The organism is Antrihabitans stalactiti (assembly GCF_012932915.1).
In the GTDB taxonomy this organism is placed as follows: domain Bacteria; phylum Actinomycetota; class Actinomycetes; order Mycobacteriales; family Mycobacteriaceae; genus Antrihabitans; species Antrihabitans stalactiti.
On record NZ_VCQU01000010.1, the window covers coordinates 25,056 to 44,170 of the forward strand.

Here is a 19,115-nt window from a genome sequence, read left to right on the forward strand (position 1 = left end):
ATCCAGCCACAAGACGGTGGATTTCCACTCGGAATCCGAGCGAAATCCCACCCGATCGAACAGTTCCAAGACTTTGTGCGGTTGGGTACCGCTCGCGCAACTCGGCTCGAATTCAGTACTGCACCTACGTAATGACACTGATCCGGCCAGGTCGTTTCGAACCCACACTTGCGTCACATCGCATGAACGACTCACTGGGAGAACCAATGACCACCAACGCCATTTCGTCGAACCGCCAGAACACCCTCGCGGGTGGCCTGTGGATGGTCGACACGGCGCACAGTTCCGCAACCTTCACCGTCCGAAAGCTCGGGTTCATCGTGAAAGGCTCCGTGCCCATCGGCAGCGGACAAATCTCGATCGGCCCGGACGGCTACGCCGAACGCGCAGCAGGGACGATCGAACTGTCCGCCATCGACACGGGAAACAAGCGCCGCGACAAGGACCTTCGCAAGCCGAACTTCCTCGATCTGGACAACTACCCGATGATGACGTTCGTCGCACGCGACATCGTGCGGACCGAGTCAGGCCTGCAGGTCGCCGGCGAAGCGCAGGTACGCGGGCAGCAGGTGCCCCTCGAATTCGACGTGTCGGTCGATGGCGATCGGATGATCGCAACCGCCACGCTCGATCGCTGCGCCTTCGGCCTGAAGGTGCCCCGATTCCTGATCGGCCGGTACGTGTCCGTGACGGTTGAGGCCGTGGTACGCCGCGCGGACCGGTGACCTAGTCCTCGTCGGTGTCGCTGGGCCGGGGCGTGCTGGCGAGCAGGTCCTTGCGTAGCTCTTCGAGACGGGTGCCGACCGCCGACGGGCCGCGTCGCGTCAACAACGCGTCGCGGCTCGGTTCGGCGTCGAGAAGGGTCAGCACTCGTCCCGCGCCGTCTTCGATTGCACGGAAAATGGGAATCAGGATTCGTCTGGCGTCCAAGGTCGTCGCCCCCTTCCTCGCACATACCTACCACGCCCGTGCGCGCGTCTCACCCCCACAGGGGTGAAAATCACGCACGGTTGTCAGCGGAGATTGCCGATGCAATACCCCTGCTGCGTGCTCGCGAGTTCGAAGGTCCGTGCTTCGCTGCGTTCGTACCCGTCGACGTCGACGTTGACGAATGCGTAACCCGCCGGCGAGCCGTGCCCGGTCATGGTCCGGATGGTGTTCGGGTTGAACGTCCTTATATCTAGGAAGTCGTGCTGCTTGCTGTAGAACGGCGGCTCGGTCGAGGCGGTGCCGGACAGCTTCCATGTCAGGTCCGCCGGGCACACGTAGGGATAGTCCGGGATATCGGTTCCATACAGTCGTCCTTGCAGGTACTGCGAGACGACCCACGCGGCGTTGTCGCCGTACACAGGTTCAGCCGACGCGTTCGACGCTGCGGCACACGAAATCAATGCGGCCGCGGGAATTGCGGCGGCGAGGCGTCGAAACGACATCTCCAGGCTCCTTCGGTCTCGGTCCGGTTGCTACAAGCGTCTTGCAACCGGACCGACGACGTCAGGGGCTAGAGGGCTGGACTTTTGCCACCCTGCCAGGACCGCTACTGCGGCTCGATGAGCTGGATCTCGAGCTCCACCTGGACCGCGTCGCTCAGCATTCCGGGGATCTGCGGACCGACATCGAAGTCGCTGCGCTTGATTTTGCCTACCGCGGAGAACCCGGCGTGCCGTTCGCCGGACGGTCCGAACGCTTGCACGCCGCCCCATTCGACGTCGAGGGTGACCGGTGCCGTCTTCGCGCCGAGAGTCACTTCGCCCTGGACCGTGAAGTTCGGGGCTACCTGGACGGGTCCGAGGGCGCGGAACGTGATGGTCGGGCGGTGTGCGACGTCGAGGAAGTCGGCGGTGCGAACGTGCTCGTCACGCTGGGCGTTGCCGGTGTCGAACGAGTCGAGGTGGATAACGGCGCCGATGTCGGCGGCACCGGTCTCGTCGATGACGAACGTCGTCTCGAATCGGGTGAAGCCGCCGCGGACCTTCGCGATCCCGAGGTGCCGGACGGTGAAGCCGACCGACGAGTGCGCTGTATCCAGGGCCCAGGAGCCTGCGGCGAGGGCGGCTGTGGTGGAGTCGGTTGAAAGTGTCATGCCGACAACGTTGGCCGCGTCGGCGCGATGCAACCAGACCGGCTTGATCATGGCACTGACAGGGCGAGGCTAAACGGTGCTGTTCGGGGGACGATGGAACCATGGCGAAGTCCGAATTCGGTCAGTTTCTGATCTCCCGGCGCGCGCGGTTGAATCCGGGCGACGTGGGCTTGCCGGATTCCGGGAGACGCCGCACGCCCGGACTGCGCCGCGAAGAGGTCGCCGCGCTCGCGGGTGTGAGCGTCGACTATCTGGCTCGGCTCGAGCAGGGCCGCGACAGTAATCCGTCGGTCTCGATCATCGGAGCGTTGGCCGACACGTTGCAGCTGGACGATGCCGAGCGCAAGCACTTCGGCTGGCTCGCGATCACGAGTGACAACAAGAGCGCCTGCCCTGGCGATACCCCGGCGGACGAAAAGCTGTCGCCCGCGGTCGAGGCGATTTTGTATTCCGTCGACACAGCGGCCTTCGTGATCGGGCGAAATCTCGATGTCGTTGGCTGGAACGAGCATTGGGAGAAATTCGCCACGCCACTCGGACTGCTGGACGAGTCGGCTCGGCGCAACCTTGCGTGGCACACGTTTGCGGCTCCGACGGCGCCCAAGATGATCCGCAACTGGGCAGAAGTGGCGGATTCGTACACTTCCCGACTGCGCGCGGCAACGGTTCGATGGCCGAACGATTCCGAATTGAATCGAACAATCGAAGAGCTACAACAGTTTCCCGAGTTCGCGCGGCGCTGGGAGGAGCATCTCGTCGACGACAAGACCGGTGGTGTCTTGCGAATCGCGCACCCGCGCAACGGGAATGTGGAATTCGAGTACGAGACCCTCGAGCTCTCGGACCTGTGCTTGGTCGTATGGCTCACCGAGCGATCCGCGGCTCGCGCCAACGTGCTGCGGCTGGTCGAAGACCGCGCCGTGAACGACTAGCTGCTCGACTCCTCGCGCAACCGGGGCTCGGTGCGGTTCTCGGGATTGATGCCGAGCTTGTCGGAATAGAACTCGCGAACGAGGTTCATGTCTGCACCGATGTCACCGGTCGGGGTGAACGTCGGCCCCACGCCGACCGTTTTCGTCGCCCCGTCGATGAAACCGAGTGAAATCGGCAAGCCGGTCTGCTGGGAGATCCGGTAGAAGCCGGACTTCCAAAACTCGGTCTTGGTCCGGGTGCCCTCGGCGGCGATGCACAACAGGAACGATTCGTTGCCTTTCGCGGTCTCCAGCAACGCGCGGATGGTCTCGCCAGGGTTGGCTCGATCGAGCGGCACCCCACCGGTAGCTCGGAGCAGGGGAGCGAACGGACCCTTGAAGAATTCCTTCTTGATGAGCACGGTCGGCTGCACGCGGCTGCTCCAGCACATGGCGATGGTGGCCACCCAGTCCCAGTTCGACGTATGCGGCGCGCCGACGAGGATTCCCTTCTGCGGCACCGTGCCAACGGTCTTCCAACGTGCGACGCGCAGCGCGGCGCGCGCGATGGCTCTGCGGATGCGGAATCCTCGATTCATACCGCGAACGTTAGCTCAGCCGATCACCACCGAGTCGCCTTGAACCGACACGCTCCTCGGTGCGAGCGGGGCAGACGCCGGACCGACGCGGACCGATCCGTCGAGATTGAACTTGCTGCCATGGCACGGACAGTTGATGGTGCCGCCGGAGACGTCGGACACATTGCACCCGGCATGTGGACACGTTGCTGAGAAACCGCGGAAATCGCCGCTGCTGGGCTGGGTGACGACGACGTCGCCAAGGACGGCGCCGCCACCGACCGGGATGTCGCCGGCGTTCACGGTCGCAGGGGCGCTTTTCGGATCCTTGCTGGTAGCGGGTGCTGCCGACGCACGTGCATTGTTCGACAACGCGCTGGCGGCAGCCAGTGTGGCGGCGGCAACGCCGATGCCGGCGACGATCGTCCGGCGCGGGAATTCCGCGGTGTCGTTGCGCTGGGGATTGTGTTCGAGGTGTTGCATGGCTGGTCGCTCCTCGTTCGGGCTGCGTATCGATGGGACCGCTCTTTGGAGAACGAACACCGCGCCCGACCGGTTCAACCGCAGCGGCGCGGCGCAATAATGCTGCTGTGACATACGACGCGGAACTGGCCGATCGGATTCGAGAAATTGTCGCGTCGGAGCGGGGCGTCGACGAGAAGCGAATGTTCGGCGGGCTGGCGTTTCTGATCGGCGGGAACATGGCCGTCAGCGCGAGTGGCAAGGGCGGGCTGATGGTCCGGGTGGATCCCGATAGCGCGCCTGAGCTGCTCAGAGCCGGCCAGGTCGAGCCGATGGTGATGCGGGGACGCGAGATGCTCGGCTGGCTGCGAGTCGATGCAGAAGCGGTGCAAGACGACGCCGACTTGCTGACCTGGGTAAATCGCGGAATCGCGTATGCGAAAGCGTTACCTCGCAAGAGTTAACCGGCGTTTGAGGAGACCGAACGGTTATCCGGCTGTTACGATCTCGGGACCCGCTTTAGAATAAACCGAAGGTAGGACCGCGGTGAATCGTCGCGTAAGAACTCTCTTGACCAGTGTTTTCGCCATGATCGCGGCGCTGTGCGTAGTCACAGTGCCCGGCGTCGGAACAGCACAGGCTGATACCTCCTTGGTATATGTGCATTCCGCGGCGATGAACAAAGACATTCCAGTGATGGTCCTGAAGGCTGCAGGTGGAGGCCCCGCCCCGACCTTCTACCTGTTGGACGGTCTACGGGCCCCAGACAACGACAGTGGCTGGCTGATCAACACCGACGTCGTGAGCTTCTTTGCAGGCAAGCACGTCAACGTCGCCATTCCGTTCGGTGGCGGCGGCACGTTCTACTCCGACTGGCAGCGTGACGACCCGAGGCTCGGGCACGTCAGGTGGGAGACGTTCCTGACGAACGAGCTCCCGGCCTACATGAAGTCGCAGTTCAACAGTGACGGCGTGAACAACGCCATCGCAGGACTGTCGATGAGTGGAACGTCGGCGCTGAACCTGGCGACGCACCGGCCGGACTTCTACAAGGCCGTCGCGTCCTACAGCGGATACCCGACGGCGAGCAGCCCGGGCTTTGCGCAGGGCATTCAGATCTCGGTCGGCGAAATGGGCGGCAATGCTGCCAACATGTGGGGCATCTGGCCCGGTGGCGACTGGCTCCGTAACGATCCGTTGCTGAACGTCGGCGCGTTGCGTGGCAAGGCTGTGTACGTTTCGGCAGGCCTCGGCGCACCGGCTCCGACCGACGCATCGGTCAACCCGGCCAGCAGGAGCTTCGATCCGGTCCGGTTCGCACAGCTCGTTCCGTTGGAAACTGCCGCAGGCATCAGCTCGCAGACCTTCATCCCCGCGGTGCAGCTCGCAGGCGCCAAGGTTCAGGTCAACGTCACTCCGGTCGGTATCCACTGGTGGAACCACTGGCAGGATCGCTTGCACGAGTCCTGGTACGGCACGATCGCCCCGGCAATCGGAGCCTGACGCTCTAGCGGTAATCCCCGTACAGCTGGCCTCAAAGGGTCGGCTGTGCGGGGATTTCTGCGTATCTGGAGCTAGCGCGTAGGTGCGAGAAGCGCTTTGACGTGGTCGAGCTCTGCGGGTTCCCCGAGCAGCGTCACCACGTCGCCGCTCTGGAAGTTGCTTCCCGCAGCGCCGGCGAGCACGCTGTCGCCGCGGGTGATCGACACGACGATGACGTCGTTGGGAAGCGTGTTGTCGCCCAGAGCCTTCCCGACGAGCGCCGAGCCTGCGTCGACCTGTACATCGACAAGGTCGGCGTGTGCCGATATCCGGGAGAATCGGTGCACGTCGGCTTCCGCGGCTACCCGGTAGGCGTGCACGATTTCGCGAACGCCGACGATCCCACGGACCTCTCGCTTGGCATCCAACACCGTCAACCAGCGGTGGGTGCCGTGCAGTGCATCGAGTGCGTCGTCGAGTTTGGCGTCATCGGCAACGGTCGGCGCGCCCGCCTCGACCCTTCGCGATACGGCGATGCCCATCGGTCCGCCGCTGAGTTGGTCGCTGTACGCGGACCCGACGAATCGCGATTGCGCGTCGACCACGGGCGCGCCGGGAACCGCCGCCGACCGCAGCTGTTCCAAGGCTTCGCCGATCGGCAGGTCGCCGCGGAGCACGAGCTTGGGTGCCGACATCGCGTCGACCACCGACGCACGACCCAACAATGGCAGCCCGGCGCGCAACCGCGCGGACCGCGCTTCTTCCCGGTTCTGTGCCTGGGCGCGGTAGATCGTCTCGCCCGACCGTCTGACGATGAGGTAGGACAGCCCGACCGCGGCCATGGCGGGCGCGAGGATCGTGATGCTGCTGGTCATCTCGGCAACCATCAGCATGACGGCGAGCGGCACTCGGGCGATACTCCCGAAACACGCCATCATGCCGACGATGACGAACGGCGCCGGACTGTCCGGCACGGCAGGTGCGAACGGTTCGAGTATTCGCCAGATTGCGGCGCCGGTGAATGCGCCGATCACTAGACCCGGACCGAAGATTCCACCGGATCCGCCGGTACCGATCGACAGCGATGTGGCAAGGATCTTCGCCACCGGCAAAATCAAGATCACCCACAGCGGCATCGCCAGCAGGCCGTCGCGGTCCAGACCGTTCTGCACCCAGCCGTAGCCGCTACCAAGGATTTCCGGGATACCCAGCGCGAGCAAACCGACCAGCAGGCCGCCGATCGCGGGCTTCACCATGCGGCTACCGGGGAGGCGACGGGTGATGTCGACCGTGAAGTAGAAGGTCTTCGCGAAGAGCAGACCGATCAGGCCTGCGCAGATTCCGATGATGGCGAACCACACGAGTTGCAGCGGCTCGTCGAACTTGTATGTGCTTGCGGCGGAACCGAAAAGCGGGTCGAATCCCAGGAACGCCCCGTAGACCGTATAGCTGACGATCGAGGTGAAGAGGCCGGGAATGATGGCCTCGAATTCGAAGTCGTCCTTGTAAACGATTGCACCACAGAGCAATGCGCCGCCGACCGGAGCGCCGAAGATTGCCCCGATCCCGGACCCGATACCGACCGCAACGGCGATTCGGCCGTCCTTCGGGGTGAGGTCCAGGGTGCGAGCGAGCAAGGAGCCGAACCCTGCCGAGATCTGCGCTGTCGGTCCTTCCCGTCCCGCGGAACCGCCCGACCCGATCGTGATCGCGGAGGCGACGAGTTTGACGAAGACGGCGCGCATCCGAATCATTCGCGGGTTTTTGTTGACCGCCTCGATAGCTGCGTCGGTCCCGTGACCTTCTGCTTCGGGCGCCCAGGTGAAAACGATGATGCCCGAAAGCAATCCACCGAGCGCGACGACCAGCGGTATGGCCCAAGGTCGGGTGAACTCGCCGCTGCCCTTCGCACCACCGTCGCCGATGGGTGCGGGCGGCGTATAGCCACCGAGCGTTTCGAGAAACAGATGCGTCGACGCGGTGAGGGTCGCGAAGAACACGGCAGCGCCAAGTCCGGCGATGATGCCGATCGCGGTGCCAAGGGCGAGCCATTTCTGAAGATAGCTCGCTCTTCGGAGCCAGCCACCCAATGCAGTACCAACGGACATTAGCCACTGCCGGACCGCGATCATGATGCACTTTAGCCCGACAGGAAGTAATTGATCTGTTGATCAAGAATGAATCGGCAGAGTACGCTGAGCCTCGTCGTCAGGGCTATTTCGATCTGCTAATTATCGCAATTGCTCCCAGGAGGATCCATGGCATTCGTTGCCTCGCCGAGCCGCGCTACCGAGTCCATCGGTTCGATGCTCATGCTGGTCGGCGCAGTCCTACTCGCGCTCCTGACTTTGTACTTGGTCGGTTTCGATCAAGGCGCATTGTCGCGTAGTGGCCTGTATCTGCATGAACTCATGCACGACGGCAGGCATTTGCTCGGCCTTCCCTGCCACTGACGGTCGTTCCAGATTTGTGGTATATCGCGGCTCGGTGGCGCGATTTACCTTTCTTGCATGAAAATTGCAATGTTCGGCGTGACGGGCACCGTCGGTAGCGTGTTGCTCGATTCAGCCCTTGCGGCGGGGCACGATGTGCGGATTCTCGTTCGCTCACCGGAGAAGTTGACGGCTCGGTCGCCATTCTTGTCCGTTACCGAAGGCGACGCATGTGATGCCGCCGCAGTCGACGGCGTTGTTGCCGGGACCGACGCTGTGCTCAGCTCATTGGGTGGCTTTCGTGGACCGGAGAGCCTCAGCATCGGGACAGCCGCGATCATGGATTCGATGGCGCGCCATAGCGTCCGGCGCATCGTGATCATGCAGGGCTTTCATTTGCACATGGACGGCGATCCTCGCAACGTCGGAAAGCGCCTCATCGGCCCGATCATGAAGACGGTCGGACCGGCGATCGTGCACCACGCGGCCGTGATGGCAACGGCTGTCGCGGAAAGTGATCTGGACTGGACCATCGTTCGAGCGCCACGTGTCGTCGCCGGCGACCCAACTGGTCACCTGCGTACGGGCAGACTGAAGATCGGTCCGTGGAGCACCGTCACCACCGGCGACGTCGCCGCATTCATGCTGGACTGTCTCGACAACGGTCGCTACGTCGGTGCGGCGCCGATGATCGCGTCGTGAGCGCTCCGCTCAGTCAGACCAAGGTCCGCCGCGAAGCGCTTTGTCCGCCTGCGCACGCTTTTCGTTGTCGCGAAATCGCGGCTCGTAGTGGGCGAAGAACACCTTGCCGACCAGGTCGCGGCGGCTGCGGACGCCGGTTTTGTCGAAGATGCTCTTCAGGTGTTGCTGGACCGTGTGCGCCGAAACGGTCAAGTCGTTCGAGATCTGAGTAGTCGACGCACCTTGCAGGACGAGCCGGGTGACTTCCTTTTCGCGCTCGGTCAGCCCATAGGCAGACATCAGCAACGGATAGATGCGGCTCGGGTGCGCCGGCTCGACGATGACCGCGATCCGTCGCTGCCCGGTCGAATTGAGGCAGGCACCGTGCAGCACAACCCATGCGCCCGACCGCGACAGGACGCGGGACAACGCCACCTCGCCCGCCCGATTGCGGTCCTCAGCCAAGCGCAGGGTCCTACCAGCGAGCGTGGTTACGGCGGCAGGCAATTCGCCGCGGTCCCAATCTCCGCCCGGTATGTCGGCCATCCATCGCGCTACACCAGGCGTCGCCGACTCGATGTCCCAATTCTCATTCAGCACAAGCAAACCCGGTGAGTCTGCATATTCGGGCTCCTCGGCCTGGCCGAAGAGCAGCGCGCGGCGAGCACCATCTGCGAGGCACGGCGCAACCGCGGCGAGGAAGTTCTTCTCCGACTCGGTGAACAGGGGCCGACCGGGTTCGCGGTAGAGGCTCAGCGCGCCCCACACTTCGCCGTTGCGCGTCCGCAGTCGCGCAATCAGTTCCTGGTCACCGCCCATGGTCATGTTCCGTTGCCACCGCGGACTGTTCGTGGGGTCGCCGCCGGTCACTTCGTGCAATGTCGAAATCCCCAGCGGCGAACGCATGACATCGGGAATGGATTGCGCATCGTCCTCGTAGTACTCGGCCGCGAGCCACTCGCCAGGGAATTCGGCGAGTCCGTGGTGGAAATGGCTGGTCATCAGTAACGACGCCGGGTCGACGGTGTACCAGCATGGCGTTTGAAAGTAGGGCACCACGCCTGCGACGACAGCCGACGTGTCATGCCACATCGTCACGATGTCGCGCGGCTGCGCACATATCTGCGCAATCTTCTCGGTCGCGCGCTGAATCGAGTCCGCGCTCATGAATCTCACGGTACGACCATGCCGTACCTGCGGAAATACCAGGTTTATGGAATGTCGCGGGTGCGGTGGCCGTCGATACCGTCGATGTCGACGAAAGGAACGACGATGCGTATCAATCGAATCGCACGCGATATCACGGTCCTCGCCGATGAAATGGAAGTACCTGGCATCGGCCATCTTCCGGTGAATGCGTTCGTACTGCACGCAACCGAGCCAGTCGTCGTCGATACAGGCCTCAGCCTGCCCGGCCGCGGATTCATGGACGCGCTCGGCTCGGTCGTCGACGTCGAGGACATCGAATGGATCTGGCTCACCCATCCCGACCGGGATCACACGGGATCGTTGTTCGACTTGCTCGACGCCGCACCGAACGCGCGGGTCGTCACCACCTTCGCCGGCGTTGGCATCATGTCGACCGAACGACCGCTGCCGATGAACCGTGTCTATCTGCTGAACCCAGGCCAATCGCTCGATGTCGGAGACCGGCGACTGACAGCGTTCCGCCCACCGCTGTTCGACAATCCGAGCACCGTCGGGTTCTACGACGAGAGCAGCGAGGCATGCTTCACCTCCGACTGCTTCGGAGCACCGATGCCGAGTGCCGATCTCGCCATCGCCGACGACGTCGGCTACTCGTCGCCGAACGACGTGCGGGCAGCCCAACATCTATGGGCGAGCGTGGACAGTCCGTGGGTGCAAGTCGTGGACGAGACGAAGTTCCTCGCCACGGTGTCGGCCCTCGCTGCCTTGCAGCCCAGGTGGCTGCTCAGCACCCACTTGCCGCCGGCGCACGAACGCACGACCGAATTCTTGGCAATGCTCGCCTCGGCACCGCACGCCGACCCGTTCATCGGACCCGATCAGGCTGCGCTCGAGCAGTTGTTGGCATCGTTCGAGCCTGCCTGACGTCGCTGTTCCGCAACCTCCAGGACCGCCTGTCCCATCCGCGACCATGTCGGCGAACATGGGAATCGCGCATGTGCGAAAGTTCAGGCAGTACACCGTTGTCCTTCGAAAGGGTTGCAAAGCGAATGAGCGAGAATCCAAAGGCGGTTGCGGACAAGCTGCTCGACGCGCTCGTCGAGCACGTGCTGGCCGAAGTAACCGATCGTTTCGACGAGGTTGTCGTGCGAGAGATCGACTTGGTCCTCGCAGCGGCGGACACCCTCAAACTCGGTGACGTCGTCGATCCCGCAGATGTGAAGGTCACCGCGCGCATCGGGGTGGACCAGGTAGGTGCCAGCGCGCTGGTCGAGACGCTGGTCGGACCGTTTGCCGACACGTTCTACAACTTGGACGCGGCCTCGGAACACAACCTCGGCGATGTCATCGACCGCGACAAGTTCCAGGCGCTCGTCTCCGCTGTTCTCCATATGTCGACTGCGCAGAATCGGGTTTTCGACCGATTGACGGAGAGTCCATTGGTGGCTCAGCTCGCGTCGAGTTTCGTCGGCAGCATCGTCGGCGACATCCTCGCGGAGAACAGGAAAAAGGTCGAACGGGTGCCCGGGATGAGCTCGTTGTTCTCGGTCGGCGACAGGGTTGCCTCAACCGCGGCGAAGGTGGGCAAGGGCCAACTGGACGCGATGGCAGGCAAGAGCGCGCAATTCGCGCTGCAGCAGACCGAGAGCGCGGTCCGCGACTTGATCAAGAACGCGCCGGTCGAGGACGCAGCACTCCAGGTCTGGGACCTCCACGCGAACGAACCGGTCAGCGAGCTGCGCAAGTACGGGTCCGAGGAAGAGAACCGCGAAATCACTGGGCTCGTATACGAATTGGCCAAGTCAGCGCGGAACGAGGAGTACACCCTCGAGCTGGTCGACGCCTTCATCGATACGTTCTTCGAGACGGTCGGCACCAAGACCATTCGCGAGCTGCTCGACCAAATCGGTCTCAGCCGTGACGATTTGGTCAACGAAGGTGCTCGATTCGCGCCGTCGATTATCGACGCACTCATCGCGAACGGCGTGCTTGCCGCGCAGATCCGTGAGCGCCTGGAGCCGTTCTTCGCCTCCGATAAGGTGCTCGCAATTATCTCCGAGGGCTAGGCAAGCAAGGAGCACACCAGCTGCGGACCGGCCAGGGCGCCACATAGATCGGCGTTCTGGTCCTGCGCTGAACCGAACGTCATGGAGACGATGACGAACCCGGGGCCGAACGACGCTGATGCGACTTCGTCCCCCGGTTCGCTTCCGTCTGTCCATCCCCACTTCGTGCCGATGACGCCGGGCAGGTTAGCGGTGCCCCAATCCTGCACGGTCCCGTCGGCGGCGACCTTGCCCGCGTTGGACATCCACGACAGGATCGGTGACTTCGCATCCGAGGTGAGCTTCGCCGCGAGGAACTTCGCGACATCGGCCGTACTGGTCACCGACGTTCCCCAGTAACCACTGCTCCAGGTGCTGTCGAGGCCGAATTCATTGGAGACGGCGTCGATCGCCCCGGGATATTCCGCGTCGATCAGGTCGGCGGCGCGGTCGTCGGAGAACCGGATCATCTGTTCGGCGAGGGTTCGATCCCAGTCCGACGCATTGCCACGGCGCAGCGAATAATCCGCCAGATATAGCTTCATGAGTGACAGCCCTGGGCGCGCTTCGTGCTCGTTGTCGCTGCCGAATCGGACGCTCGGAATCAGGGACTGGTACGACACAGAGGTCCTGGTCGACAAGTCGACAAGGTCGAGCTGCGCTCCGCCCGCGGATGCTGTGGGTCCGGCCAACATCATGAATGCAATCGCTGCCAGCACGGCCAACGCTGCTGTTCGACATCGGATCATGCGCTCTACCTTCGTGTCGGGGAGACATATTCAATCACCAGCCCGCCCCGTTGCGGTTGGATAGGTCGATGAACCTCATATTGTGGATCGCCGCCGGCGTTCTCGCAGCGGCAAGCTTCGCAGCTGGTGGGCGCGGTCGGATGTTTCGCCGACCTCTGAGCTGACGAGGACTACTCGATGGACGTTCGGCTCGCCGAGCTTGTCGCGGCCTTTGCGCTCGGGCAGGACAATGCATTCGGTCAACCACTCGGCTCGCGGTTGCGCGCGTGTGTGGTCGCGGCGCGGCTCGCCGAATTTATCGGTCTGAGCGCTGCCGACCGAGAGACCGTCTACTGGGTTGCGCAGCTTCGCTATCTCGGCTGCACCGGGCATGCACACGAAGTTGCTGCCGTCTTCGGCGACGAGATCGCGTTGCGGTCGCAATCGTTGGTCAGCGATTTCACCGATCCCCGCGAGGTGCTCCCGGCGATCGTGCGGACCGCGGGCAGCGCTCACTCGGGGGTTCGGCGAGCGAAGGACGTCGTCGCGATGCTCGCAGGCGGCCGGGCGTACATGCAGATGAACTTCCAGACCGGTTGCGAAGTCGCGGATGCGCTGCTCGTGCGATTGCGGATGTCGGACGAGGTGCGAAAGTCGTTGCGCTACACGTTCGAACGGTGGAATGGCCGGGGCTTTCCGAATGGGGCCAAGGGAACGTCGATCCCGCTGCCGATGCGTATCGTCGACCTCTGCCAGGACCTCGAAGTGCTTGCCCGGGTCCAGGGGCCTGACAACGCGATCGCAACCGTGCGCCGACGCGGCGGCGTCTACGACCCCGAGGTAGTCGATGCGTCGACATCGTTGGGACCCGACGTCTTCTTCGAGTTGGACAAGCTAGATCCGTGGGACGAGGCGCTCGCAGCCGAGCCTGAACCGCAGCGCGTGCTGAGCGGGTCGGCGCTCGATGATGCGCTCCTCGTTGCCGCTGACTTCATCGACCTCAAATCGCCTTACACCGCCGGACACTCGCGAGGGGTGGCCACCCTCGCCGCCGCGGCGGCGGAACATATGGGCCTCGATTCGGCCGCTGTCCGTGAGGTTGGTCGGGCGGCGCTGGTGCACGATTTCGGCCGGACGGCGGTTCCAAACTCGATCTGGGACAAGCCCGGACCGCTCACCAGGTCCGAGATGGACCGAGTGCAGCTGCATCCGATGCTCACCGAACAGATTCTGCGGCGATGCACCGGATTGGCCGCGCTCGTCCCGGCAGCGTCATGTCACCACGAGAAGCTCGATGGATCCGGATATGCGAAGGGGCTAAGCGGGTCCGGGCTTTCGCCCGCGGCGCGAATCGTGGCCGTCGCCGATTGCTATCACGCGATGACGGAGGATCGCGCGCATCGACCGGCGCTGTCGGCGTCGCAGGCGGCGGTCGAGCTGCGAGCGATGGTCGAAGCAGGGTTGCTCGACGAAAGCGCGGCAGACGGGGTGCTGCAAGCTGCCGGCCATATCGGCACTGCCACGAAGCGGCGTAAGTACCCGGCAGGGTTGACCGATCGCGAGGTCCAGGTGCTGCGGTTGGCCGTGCAGGGATGGACTGTCCGGCAGATCGCGCAGGAACTGGTCATCTCGCCGAAAACGGCCGGCCACCATATTCAGCACATCTACACCAAGATCGGCGTCTCGACCCGTGGCGCCGCCGCGCTGTTCGCGATCGAGAACGACCTGGTTCAGACCTGATCCAGCTGGGCGGCAACAGTCAAAAGCTGCTTTTCGGTGTTCGGTGCCCCGATCAATTGGACGGCCAACGGTAGTCCGTCGCGTTCGCCGAGCGGAACGACAAGAGCCGGAAAACCGGCCAAGTTCCACGCCTGGGTGAACGGCACCGCTCGCGCCGATGCGAGATATGTTGCCAAGTACCCTTTTTCGCTGAGTTCGCCTGCGAGACCGGGGCCTCGTGCGGTGACGGGCGTGACCAAGATGTCGTGGTTGTCGAAGAAGCTCGCCGCACGGTCGTGCCAGCGCTGCTGCGCCGACGGTCGAGGGCCGCCGAACTCGAGCACTCGTCGACCGCGACGGATCATCTGCCTGGTCCGCGGCTCGAGGTCGGCTTCGTCGAGGCCGAGATGCTCGGCTTCGATTGCGATGCCCGCGAGCCAACGACGTCCCCACTGATTGAGCAGAGTCGCCGGGTACGACGGGTCGGCCTTGGTCACCTCGTAACCCAACGAGGTCAGCGCGGCGTCGGCAGCATCGACCGCTGCCTTCTGGTGGGCATCCGGTTGGCCGAGAGGGGAGGGGCTACGCAGTGATCGGGCAATCCGCAGTCTCGTCGACGGCTCGGAAAGCTCTGCGAGGTGCGGGTCGCCCGCCAGGACCGCGAAGGCCGCTGCGGCATCGGCCGCCGTCCGCGCGATCGGACCGGTGACGGTGAGGCCGCACCAATGCTCGACCTGACCGCCCGGCAACGGAATTCGGTCCTTGGTCGGCTTCAGTCCGACGACTCCGCAGTACGCCGCCGGCACCCGCACCGAGCCACCACCGTCGGTGCCCAGCGCTAAGGCTGCCATCCCGGTGGCTACCGCAACAGCGCCGCCACCGGTGGATCCGCCCGAATTCAGGTGGGGATTCAAGGGATTGCGCGTCGGACCGAAGGCTTTCGACGCAGTGAAGGCCCACGCAGCAAGCTCGGGCATCCGTGTGGTCCCGACGACTACGCACCCTGCGGCGCGAAGTCGTGCCACCAGTGGATCGTCGGTCTGCGCGGTCGCGGTGCTGGTGGCGGCGGAACCGTGCCGCATTTGTTCGCCCGCGACGGCGATGTTGTCCTTGATCGCGACGGGAACCCCGGCGAGGGGGAGTTCGCTGCGACGGGGGTGACGGTCGATGGCGGCGGCCTCGACCAGTGCGGCCGCTCGGCGCACGGACTGAAAGGCGTTCAGCTGCGGATCCAGGGTGGCGATGCGGTCCAGGTGCGTCCGAACGACGTCGACTGCAGACATTGCGCCGGATTGAACCGCCTTGGAAATCTCGCTCGCGGACAGCAGCTTGTCGGTTGTGGTTTCCATTGGACGAGTGTCGGCGGGTCGCTGCGGTCGCCGCATCGGGAGTTCACCCCATTCCCGTGCGCGCGTCTCACCCCAACAGGGGTAAAACTCGCGCACGGTTCTTCTACGCTGGTCGATCTAGACATTGGCGAGATCTGATGGCTTTTGGAGCTGGCGATGGTCGAGGCGAGTACAGGTCCGGCGCATCCGAAGCTGATCATCGCGGCCGTCTCGACGTCGTTGTTCTGCGTGCAGATCGACTACTTCGCCATGAATCTCGCGGTGCCGCGTATGTCCGACGATTTGTCGGCCAGCGCAACCGACCTGCAATGGGTGATCAGCGCGTACATGCTCGCGCTCGGAGCCTTGATGGTTCCGGGTGGTCGGCTCGGCGACATGTTCGGTCGGCGCCGGGTCCTGCTTGTTGGCAACGCGCTTTTCGGTCTCGCGTCTGTCCTTTGTGCCCTCGCGCCGTCGGCCGAATTGTTGATCGCCGGTCGCGTGGTCCAGGGCGCCGGTGCGGCGTTGATCTTTCCGGTGTCGGTGAGCGTTCTCACGAACGCGTTTCCGCCAGTCCGTGCGAGTCATGCGATCGGATTGTGTTATGGCATAGCCGGTCTCGGCAACGCAGCCGGACCGCTCGTCGGCGGACTACTGACCGAGTCGCTCAGTTGGCGTGCGATCTTCTGGTTGAACGTTCCGCTGACGGTCGTCGCTATCGTGATCGGCGCGATCGCCATCACGGAATCGTCGGACGAACAGTCGCCACGTCGGCTCGACATCCTCGGATTGGCGCTTCTCACAACGGGAATCGCGGCGTTCACCCTTGTCTTCGATCGCGCGCCGACGTGGGGATGGCTGTCGGTATCGACAATCGCGCTGTTCGTCGTGACGATGGTGCTGCTGACCGGCTTCGTCGTCGCTGAGAACCGGGTCCGCTGGCCGCTGGTCGATTTTGCTCTCGCGCGCAATCCACGATTCGCTGTGCTCGTCGTTGCAGGCACGATTGCCAATATCGCGTATGCGGTCACTATTTTCGGTTCGACGTTGTATCTACAGCAAGCACGTGCCCTCGACCCTATTGCCGCCGGAATCGTTTTCCTCGGTCCGTCGGCGGGCGCGGCAATCGGCGGACCGTTGTCCGGTTGGCTCGCCGCGCGCTTTCCACCGATCACGGTCATGGGAATCGGTTGTGTGGCGGCCGGTGTGGCTTTGGCAGCGCTGACTTCCGTTGCGAGCTGGCCCGTTTACGTTCCAATCCTGAGCTTGTGCGGATTCACGATGGGTCTGGTGTATGCGTTTACAACTGTCGCAACACAGTCCGTCGTTCGCCCCGACCGTGCCGGGGAAGCCGCGGGCATCACGCTCACGTTCCTCGTCACGATGGCCGGGGTCGGCGTCGCGGTAAGTTCGTCGTCCATCGAGATTCTCGAAAAGCACAGCCTCTCCAGCGCAGCCGCGATCGACCGAGTGTTCCTGGTCCTCGCGGTGGGTCTGCTCGTCGCCGGAACGGTCGTGCTGGCGATGAACCGTGCGCGAATTTCACCCCCGGAGGGGTGAGACGCGCGCACGGGGGTTCAGCTGTTTCGGATCGCCTCGAATACCTTCGGATCGACCAACGTGGATGTGTCGCCCAGTTCGCGACCTTCGGCAACGTCGCGGAGCAAGCGCCGCATGATCTTGCCGCTGCGAGTCTTCGGTAGCTCCGGGACGATGTGAATCTCACGGGGTTTCGCGATCGGGCTGATTTCGCGTGCGACTTCAGCTTTGAGCTCGGCGACTAGGTCGGCGTCGCCGCCATGGGCGCTTTCTTTCAGGATCACGAAGGCGACGATGCCTTGGCCGGTGGTGTCGTCCGATGCGCCGACGACGGCAGCTTCGGCGACGCCGTAGTGTCCGACCAGCGCGGATTCGACTTCCGAGGTCGAGATTCGGTGCCCGGATACGTTCATGACGTCGTCGACGCGGCCGAGGACCCAGAAGGCGTCGTCCTCGTCGACTTTTGCGCCGTCGCCGGCGAAGTACCAGCCCTGGTCGGCGTAGCGGTCCCAGTAGGTCTCCCGGTAACGGTCCATATCGCCCCAGATGCCGCGCAACATGGCCGGCCACGGCTGGTCGAGCACCAGGTAGCCGACTGCCTCGGTCTCGCCGAGAGCGATGTCGTTGCCGTCGTCGTCGACGACCTTCGCCGAAATTCCGGGCAGCGGCCCCATCGCGGCACCCGGCTTGGTAGCGGTGACGCCGGGCAGTGGGCTCATCATGATTGCCCCGGTTTCGGTCTGCCACCAGGTGTCGACGATCGGTGCTTTGTCGGCGCCGATGTGTTTGCGGTACCAGCGCCAGGCTTCGGGGTTGATCGGTTCGCCGACCGAGCCGAGCAGCCGGATCGAGGACAGGTTGTGCGCCTCGGGGATGGCGTGGCCCCACTTCATGAACGTCCGGACCAAGGTGGGTGCGGTGTAATAGATTGTGACGCCGTACTTTTCGACGATCTCCCAGTGGCGGTGCTCGTTCGGTGAGTTGGGGGTGCCTTCGTAGACGACTTGGGTGGTCCGGTTGCTGAGCGGTCCGTAGACGATGTAGGAGTGCCCGGTGACCCAGCCGATGTCGGCGGTGCACCAGTAGACGTCCTGACCGGCTTTGTGGTCGAAGACGTAGTGGTGGGTGTACGACGTCTGGGTGAGGTAGCCGCCCGTGGTGTGGACGATTCCCTTTGGCTTACCCGTCGTGCCCGAGGTGTAGAGGATGAACAACGGATGCTCGGAATCGAAAGCCTGCGCCTCATGCTCGGGCGAGGCAACCGCGACGGTGTCGTCCCACCACGCATCCCGCTTCTCGGTCCAGGGGACGTCCATGCCCGTGCGCCGCACGACCAGAACATGCTCGACCGAATGCTCACCATCGGCCAATGCCCCGTCGACGGCTTCCTTCAGCGGTGCGGATTTGCCACGTCGCCATTGACCGTCGGTGGTCACGATGAGGCGGGCTTCGGCGTCGTCGACCCGGCTGCGCAGCGCGGTCGGGGAGTAGCCGGCGAAGACGACCGAGTGGGTCAGGCCAAGGCGAGCGCAGGCCAGCATCGAGATGATGGCTTCGGGGATCATCGGCATGTAGATGGCGACGCGGTCGCCGGCTTCCAGACCGAGTTCGGTGAAGTAGTTTGCGGCCCTGGAGACTTCGGCGAGCAGGTCGTTGTAGGTCAGGTCGCGTGAGTCGCCGGGTTCGCCTTCCCAGTGGATGGCGACCTGGTCGCCGTGACCGTCGAGGACGTGGCGGTCGACGCAGTTGTAGGCGACGTTGAGCTTGCCGCCGACGAACCATTTCGCGACCGGTGCGTCGGTCCAGTCGAGGACCTCGGTGAACGGCTCGTGCCAGTGCAGTCGGGCTGCTTGGTCGGCCCAGAAGCCGAGTCGATCGGCCTCTGCAGCGGCGGCGAGTTCAGGTCCGGCGTTGGCGGTCGCCGCGAACTCGGGGCTGGGTGGGAAGACGTCAAGGTCGGTTACTGCAGTCATCGTGC

20 protein-coding genes and 1 pseudogene are annotated in these 19,115 nt (G+C 64.0%); 10 read left to right on the forward strand and 11 right to left on the reverse strand.

The features are described 5' to 3' along the window. Positions 1-206: 206 nt before the first annotated feature. Entirely contained in the window at positions 207-725 is a 519-nt protein-coding gene (locus FGL95_RS24640; RefSeq protein WP_169592157.1) for a YceI family protein, read from the forward strand. 1 nt (position 726) lies between these two features. On the opposite strand, the gene FGL95_RS24645 is transcribed toward FGL95_RS24640, so the two are convergent. The 3 genes from FGL95_RS24645 to FGL95_RS24655 form a co-directional block, all read right to left on the reverse strand. Further along, complete coding sequence (locus tag FGL95_RS24645) at positions 727-930, reverse strand: hypothetical protein (RefSeq protein ID WP_169592160.1); 204 nt, start codon at positions 928-930, stop codon at positions 727-729. An 83-nt stretch (positions 931-1,013) separates the two neighbouring features. Further along, the gene (locus tag FGL95_RS24650) at positions 1,014-1,433 is read right to left on the reverse strand and encodes a hypothetical protein (RefSeq protein WP_169592163.1); all 420 of its coding nucleotides are present in this window, start codon (positions 1,431-1,433) and stop codon (positions 1,014-1,016) included. 104 nt (positions 1,434-1,537) lie between these two features. Next, a complete protein-coding gene (locus FGL95_RS24655) occupies positions 1,538-2,083 on the reverse strand; it encodes a YceI family protein (RefSeq protein ID WP_169592166.1) in 546 nt (181 codons plus the stop codon). Between the two features lie 101 nt (positions 2,084-2,184). Between FGL95_RS24655 and FGL95_RS24660 the strand changes: the two genes are divergently transcribed. Further along, positions 2,185-3,015 (forward strand): helix-turn-helix transcriptional regulator, encoded by an 831-nt coding sequence (locus tag FGL95_RS24660; RefSeq protein WP_169592169.1) that lies wholly within the window; start codon positions 2,185-2,187, stop codon positions 3,013-3,015. Here the strand turns inward: FGL95_RS24660 and FGL95_RS24665 are convergent. After that, positions 3,012-3,593 (reverse strand): 1-acyl-sn-glycerol-3-phosphate acyltransferase, encoded by a 582-nt coding sequence (locus tag FGL95_RS24665; protein ID WP_169592172.1) that lies wholly within the window; start codon positions 3,591-3,593, stop codon positions 3,012-3,014. The genes FGL95_RS24660 and FGL95_RS24665 overlap by 4 nt on opposite strands. A 15-nt stretch (positions 3,594-3,608) precedes the next feature. After that, positions 3,609-4,055 (reverse strand): QcrA and Rieske domain-containing protein, encoded by a 447-nt coding sequence (locus FGL95_RS24670; RefSeq protein ID WP_169592175.1) that lies wholly within the window; start codon positions 4,053-4,055, stop codon positions 3,609-3,611. A 107-nt stretch (positions 4,056-4,162) separates the two neighbouring features. Here FGL95_RS24670 and FGL95_RS24675 point away from each other — a divergent pair, with 107 nt between their 5' ends. Together FGL95_RS24675 and FGL95_RS24680 are read left to right on the forward strand one after the other, a co-directional pair. Beyond that, entirely contained in the window at positions 4,163-4,498 is a 336-nt protein-coding gene (locus FGL95_RS24675; protein ID WP_169592179.1) for a TfoX/Sxy family protein, read from the forward strand. A 124-nt stretch (positions 4,499-4,622) separates the two neighbouring features. Continuing rightward, positions 4,623-5,537 (forward strand): alpha/beta hydrolase, encoded by a 915-nt coding sequence (locus FGL95_RS24680; RefSeq protein WP_169592181.1) that lies wholly within the window; start codon positions 4,623-4,625, stop codon positions 5,535-5,537. Positions 5,538-5,608: 71 nt separating this feature from the next. Here FGL95_RS24680 and FGL95_RS32475 read toward each other — a convergent pair whose 3' ends face one another. Both FGL95_RS32475 and FGL95_RS24685 read right to left on the reverse strand, forming a co-directional pair. After that, positions 5,609-6,211 (reverse strand): TrkA C-terminal domain-containing protein, encoded by a 603-nt coding sequence (locus FGL95_RS32475; RefSeq protein WP_338080019.1) that lies wholly within the window; start codon positions 6,209-6,211, stop codon positions 5,609-5,611. Positions 6,212-6,262: 51 nt separating this feature from the next. Further along, a pseudogene (locus FGL95_RS24685) lies at positions 6,263-7,648 on the reverse strand (chloride channel protein); the annotation flags it as partial. A gap of 126 nt (positions 7,649-7,774) precedes the next feature. On the opposite strand from FGL95_RS24685, the gene FGL95_RS24690 reads away from it, so the two are divergent. Together FGL95_RS24690 and FGL95_RS24695 are read left to right on the forward strand one after the other, a co-directional pair. After that, positions 7,775-7,969 (forward strand): CbtB domain-containing protein, encoded by a 195-nt coding sequence (locus tag FGL95_RS24690; protein WP_169592187.1) that lies wholly within the window; start codon positions 7,775-7,777, stop codon positions 7,967-7,969. Positions 7,970-8,026: 57 nt separating this feature from the next. Continuing rightward, positions 8,027-8,650, forward strand: coding sequence for an NAD(P)-dependent oxidoreductase (locus FGL95_RS24695; protein WP_169592190.1), 624 nt, complete (start codon positions 8,027-8,029; stop codon positions 8,648-8,650). A 9-nt stretch (positions 8,651-8,659) separates the two neighbouring features. Here the strand turns inward: FGL95_RS24695 and FGL95_RS24700 are convergent, their stop codons facing one another. Further along, complete coding sequence (locus FGL95_RS24700) at positions 8,660-9,796, reverse strand: helix-turn-helix transcriptional regulator (RefSeq protein WP_206072296.1); 1,137 nt, start codon at positions 9,794-9,796, stop codon at positions 8,660-8,662. A 105-nt stretch (positions 9,797-9,901) separates the two neighbouring features. On the opposite strand from FGL95_RS24700, the gene FGL95_RS24705 reads away from it, so the two are divergent. Both FGL95_RS24705 and FGL95_RS24710 read left to right on the forward strand, forming a co-directional pair. Beyond that, the gene (locus FGL95_RS24705; protein WP_169592193.1) at positions 9,902-10,702 is read left to right on the forward strand and encodes an MBL fold metallo-hydrolase; all 801 of its coding nucleotides are present in this window, start codon (positions 9,902-9,904) and stop codon (positions 10,700-10,702) included. Positions 10,703-10,827: 125 nt separating this feature from the next. Continuing rightward, positions 10,828-11,844: a hypothetical protein gene (locus FGL95_RS24710; RefSeq protein ID WP_169592196.1), complete on the forward strand. Its 1,017-nt coding sequence runs from the start codon at positions 10,828-10,830 to the stop codon at positions 11,842-11,844. Here FGL95_RS24710 and FGL95_RS24715 read toward each other — a convergent pair. Beyond that, entirely contained in the window at positions 11,841-12,572 is a 732-nt protein-coding gene (locus tag FGL95_RS24715) for a serine hydrolase (protein ID WP_169592199.1), read from the reverse strand. The two genes, FGL95_RS24710 and FGL95_RS24715, sit on opposite strands and share 4 nt — an antisense overlap. 177 nt (positions 12,573-12,749) lie before the next feature. Between FGL95_RS24715 and FGL95_RS24720 the strand changes: the two genes are divergently transcribed. Continuing rightward, complete coding sequence (locus tag FGL95_RS24720; RefSeq protein ID WP_169592202.1) at positions 12,750-14,291, forward strand: HD domain-containing phosphohydrolase; 1,542 nt, start codon at positions 12,750-12,752, stop codon at positions 14,289-14,291. Here FGL95_RS24720 and FGL95_RS24725 read toward each other — a convergent pair. Next, positions 14,282-15,619, reverse strand: a complete 1,338-nt coding sequence (locus FGL95_RS24725; RefSeq protein WP_169592204.1) for an amidase — start codon at positions 15,617-15,619, stop codon at positions 14,282-14,284. The genes FGL95_RS24720 and FGL95_RS24725 overlap by 10 nt on opposite strands. 156 nt (positions 15,620-15,775) lie before the next feature. Between FGL95_RS24725 and FGL95_RS24730 the strand changes: the two genes are divergently transcribed. Next, positions 15,776-17,158 carry an MFS transporter gene (locus FGL95_RS24730; protein ID WP_169592208.1) on the forward strand — a complete coding sequence of 461 codons (1,383 nt, stop codon included), beginning with the start codon at positions 15,776-15,778 and terminating at the stop codon, positions 17,156-17,158. A gap of 17 nt (positions 17,159-17,175) precedes the next feature. Here the strand turns inward: FGL95_RS24730 and acs are convergent, their stop codons facing one another. Further along, positions 17,176-19,110, reverse strand: coding sequence for an acetate--CoA ligase (gene acs / locus FGL95_RS24735; protein ID WP_169592211.1), 1,935 nt, complete (start codon positions 19,108-19,110; stop codon positions 17,176-17,178). Positions 19,111-19,115: the final 5 nt, after the last annotated feature.

What these genes read in the sequence shown, in the direction of transcription:
- FGL95_RS24700 (WP_206072296.1), bottom strand. Translation starts at nt 9,796, where the DNA reads ATGAGCGCGGACTCGATTCAGCGCGCGACCGAGAAGATTGCGCAGATA.
- FGL95_RS24715 (WP_169592199.1), bottom strand. Translation starts at nt 12,572, where the DNA reads ATGATCCGATGTCGAACAGCAGCGTTGGCCGTGCTGGCAGCGATTGCA.
- FGL95_RS24660 (WP_169592169.1), top strand. Translation starts at nt 2,185, where the DNA reads ATGGCGAAGTCCGAATTCGGTCAGTTTCTGATCTCCCGGCGCGCGCGG.
- acs (WP_169592211.1), bottom strand. Translation starts at nt 19,110, where the DNA reads ATGACTGCAGTAACCGACCTTGACGTCTTCCCACCCAGCCCCGAGTTC.
- FGL95_RS24665 (WP_169592172.1), bottom strand. Translation starts at nt 3,593, where the DNA reads ATGAATCGAGGATTCCGCATCCGCAGAGCCATCGCGCGCGCCGCGCTG.
- FGL95_RS24720 (WP_169592202.1), top strand. Translation starts at nt 12,750, where the DNA reads ATGGACGTTCGGCTCGCCGAGCTTGTCGCGGCCTTTGCGCTCGGGCAG.
- FGL95_RS24730 (WP_169592208.1), top strand. Translation starts at nt 15,776, where the DNA reads ATGGTCGAGGCGAGTACAGGTCCGGCGCATCCGAAGCTGATCATCGCG.
- FGL95_RS24695 (WP_169592190.1), top strand. Translation starts at nt 8,027, where the DNA reads ATGAAAATTGCAATGTTCGGCGTGACGGGCACCGTCGGTAGCGTGTTG.
- FGL95_RS24710 (WP_169592196.1), top strand. Translation starts at nt 10,828, where the DNA reads ATGAGCGAGAATCCAAAGGCGGTTGCGGACAAGCTGCTCGACGCGCTC.
- FGL95_RS24680 (WP_169592181.1), top strand. Translation starts at nt 4,623, where the DNA reads ATGATCGCGGCGCTGTGCGTAGTCACAGTGCCCGGCGTCGGAACAGCA.
- FGL95_RS24640 (WP_169592157.1), top strand. Translation starts at nt 207, where the DNA reads ATGACCACCAACGCCATTTCGTCGAACCGCCAGAACACCCTCGCGGGT.
- FGL95_RS24690 (WP_169592187.1), top strand. Translation starts at nt 7,775, where the DNA reads ATGGCATTCGTTGCCTCGCCGAGCCGCGCTACCGAGTCCATCGGTTCG.
- FGL95_RS24650 (WP_169592163.1), bottom strand. Translation starts at nt 1,433, where the DNA reads ATGTCGTTTCGACGCCTCGCCGCCGCAATTCCCGCGGCCGCATTGATT.
- FGL95_RS24705 (WP_169592193.1), top strand. Translation starts at nt 9,902, where the DNA reads ATGCGTATCAATCGAATCGCACGCGATATCACGGTCCTCGCCGATGAA.
- FGL95_RS24655 (WP_169592166.1), bottom strand. Translation starts at nt 2,083, where the DNA reads ATGACACTTTCAACCGACTCCACCACAGCCGCCCTCGCCGCAGGCTCC.
- FGL95_RS32475 (WP_338080019.1), bottom strand. Translation starts at nt 6,211, where the DNA reads ATGTCGGCACCCAAGCTCGTGCTCCGCGGCGACCTGCCGATCGGCGAA.
- FGL95_RS24725 (WP_169592204.1), bottom strand. Translation starts at nt 15,619, where the DNA reads ATGGAAACCACAACCGACAAGCTGCTGTCCGCGAGCGAGATTTCCAAG.
- FGL95_RS24670 (WP_169592175.1), bottom strand. Translation starts at nt 4,055, where the DNA reads ATGCAACACCTCGAACACAATCCCCAGCGCAACGACACCGCGGAATTC.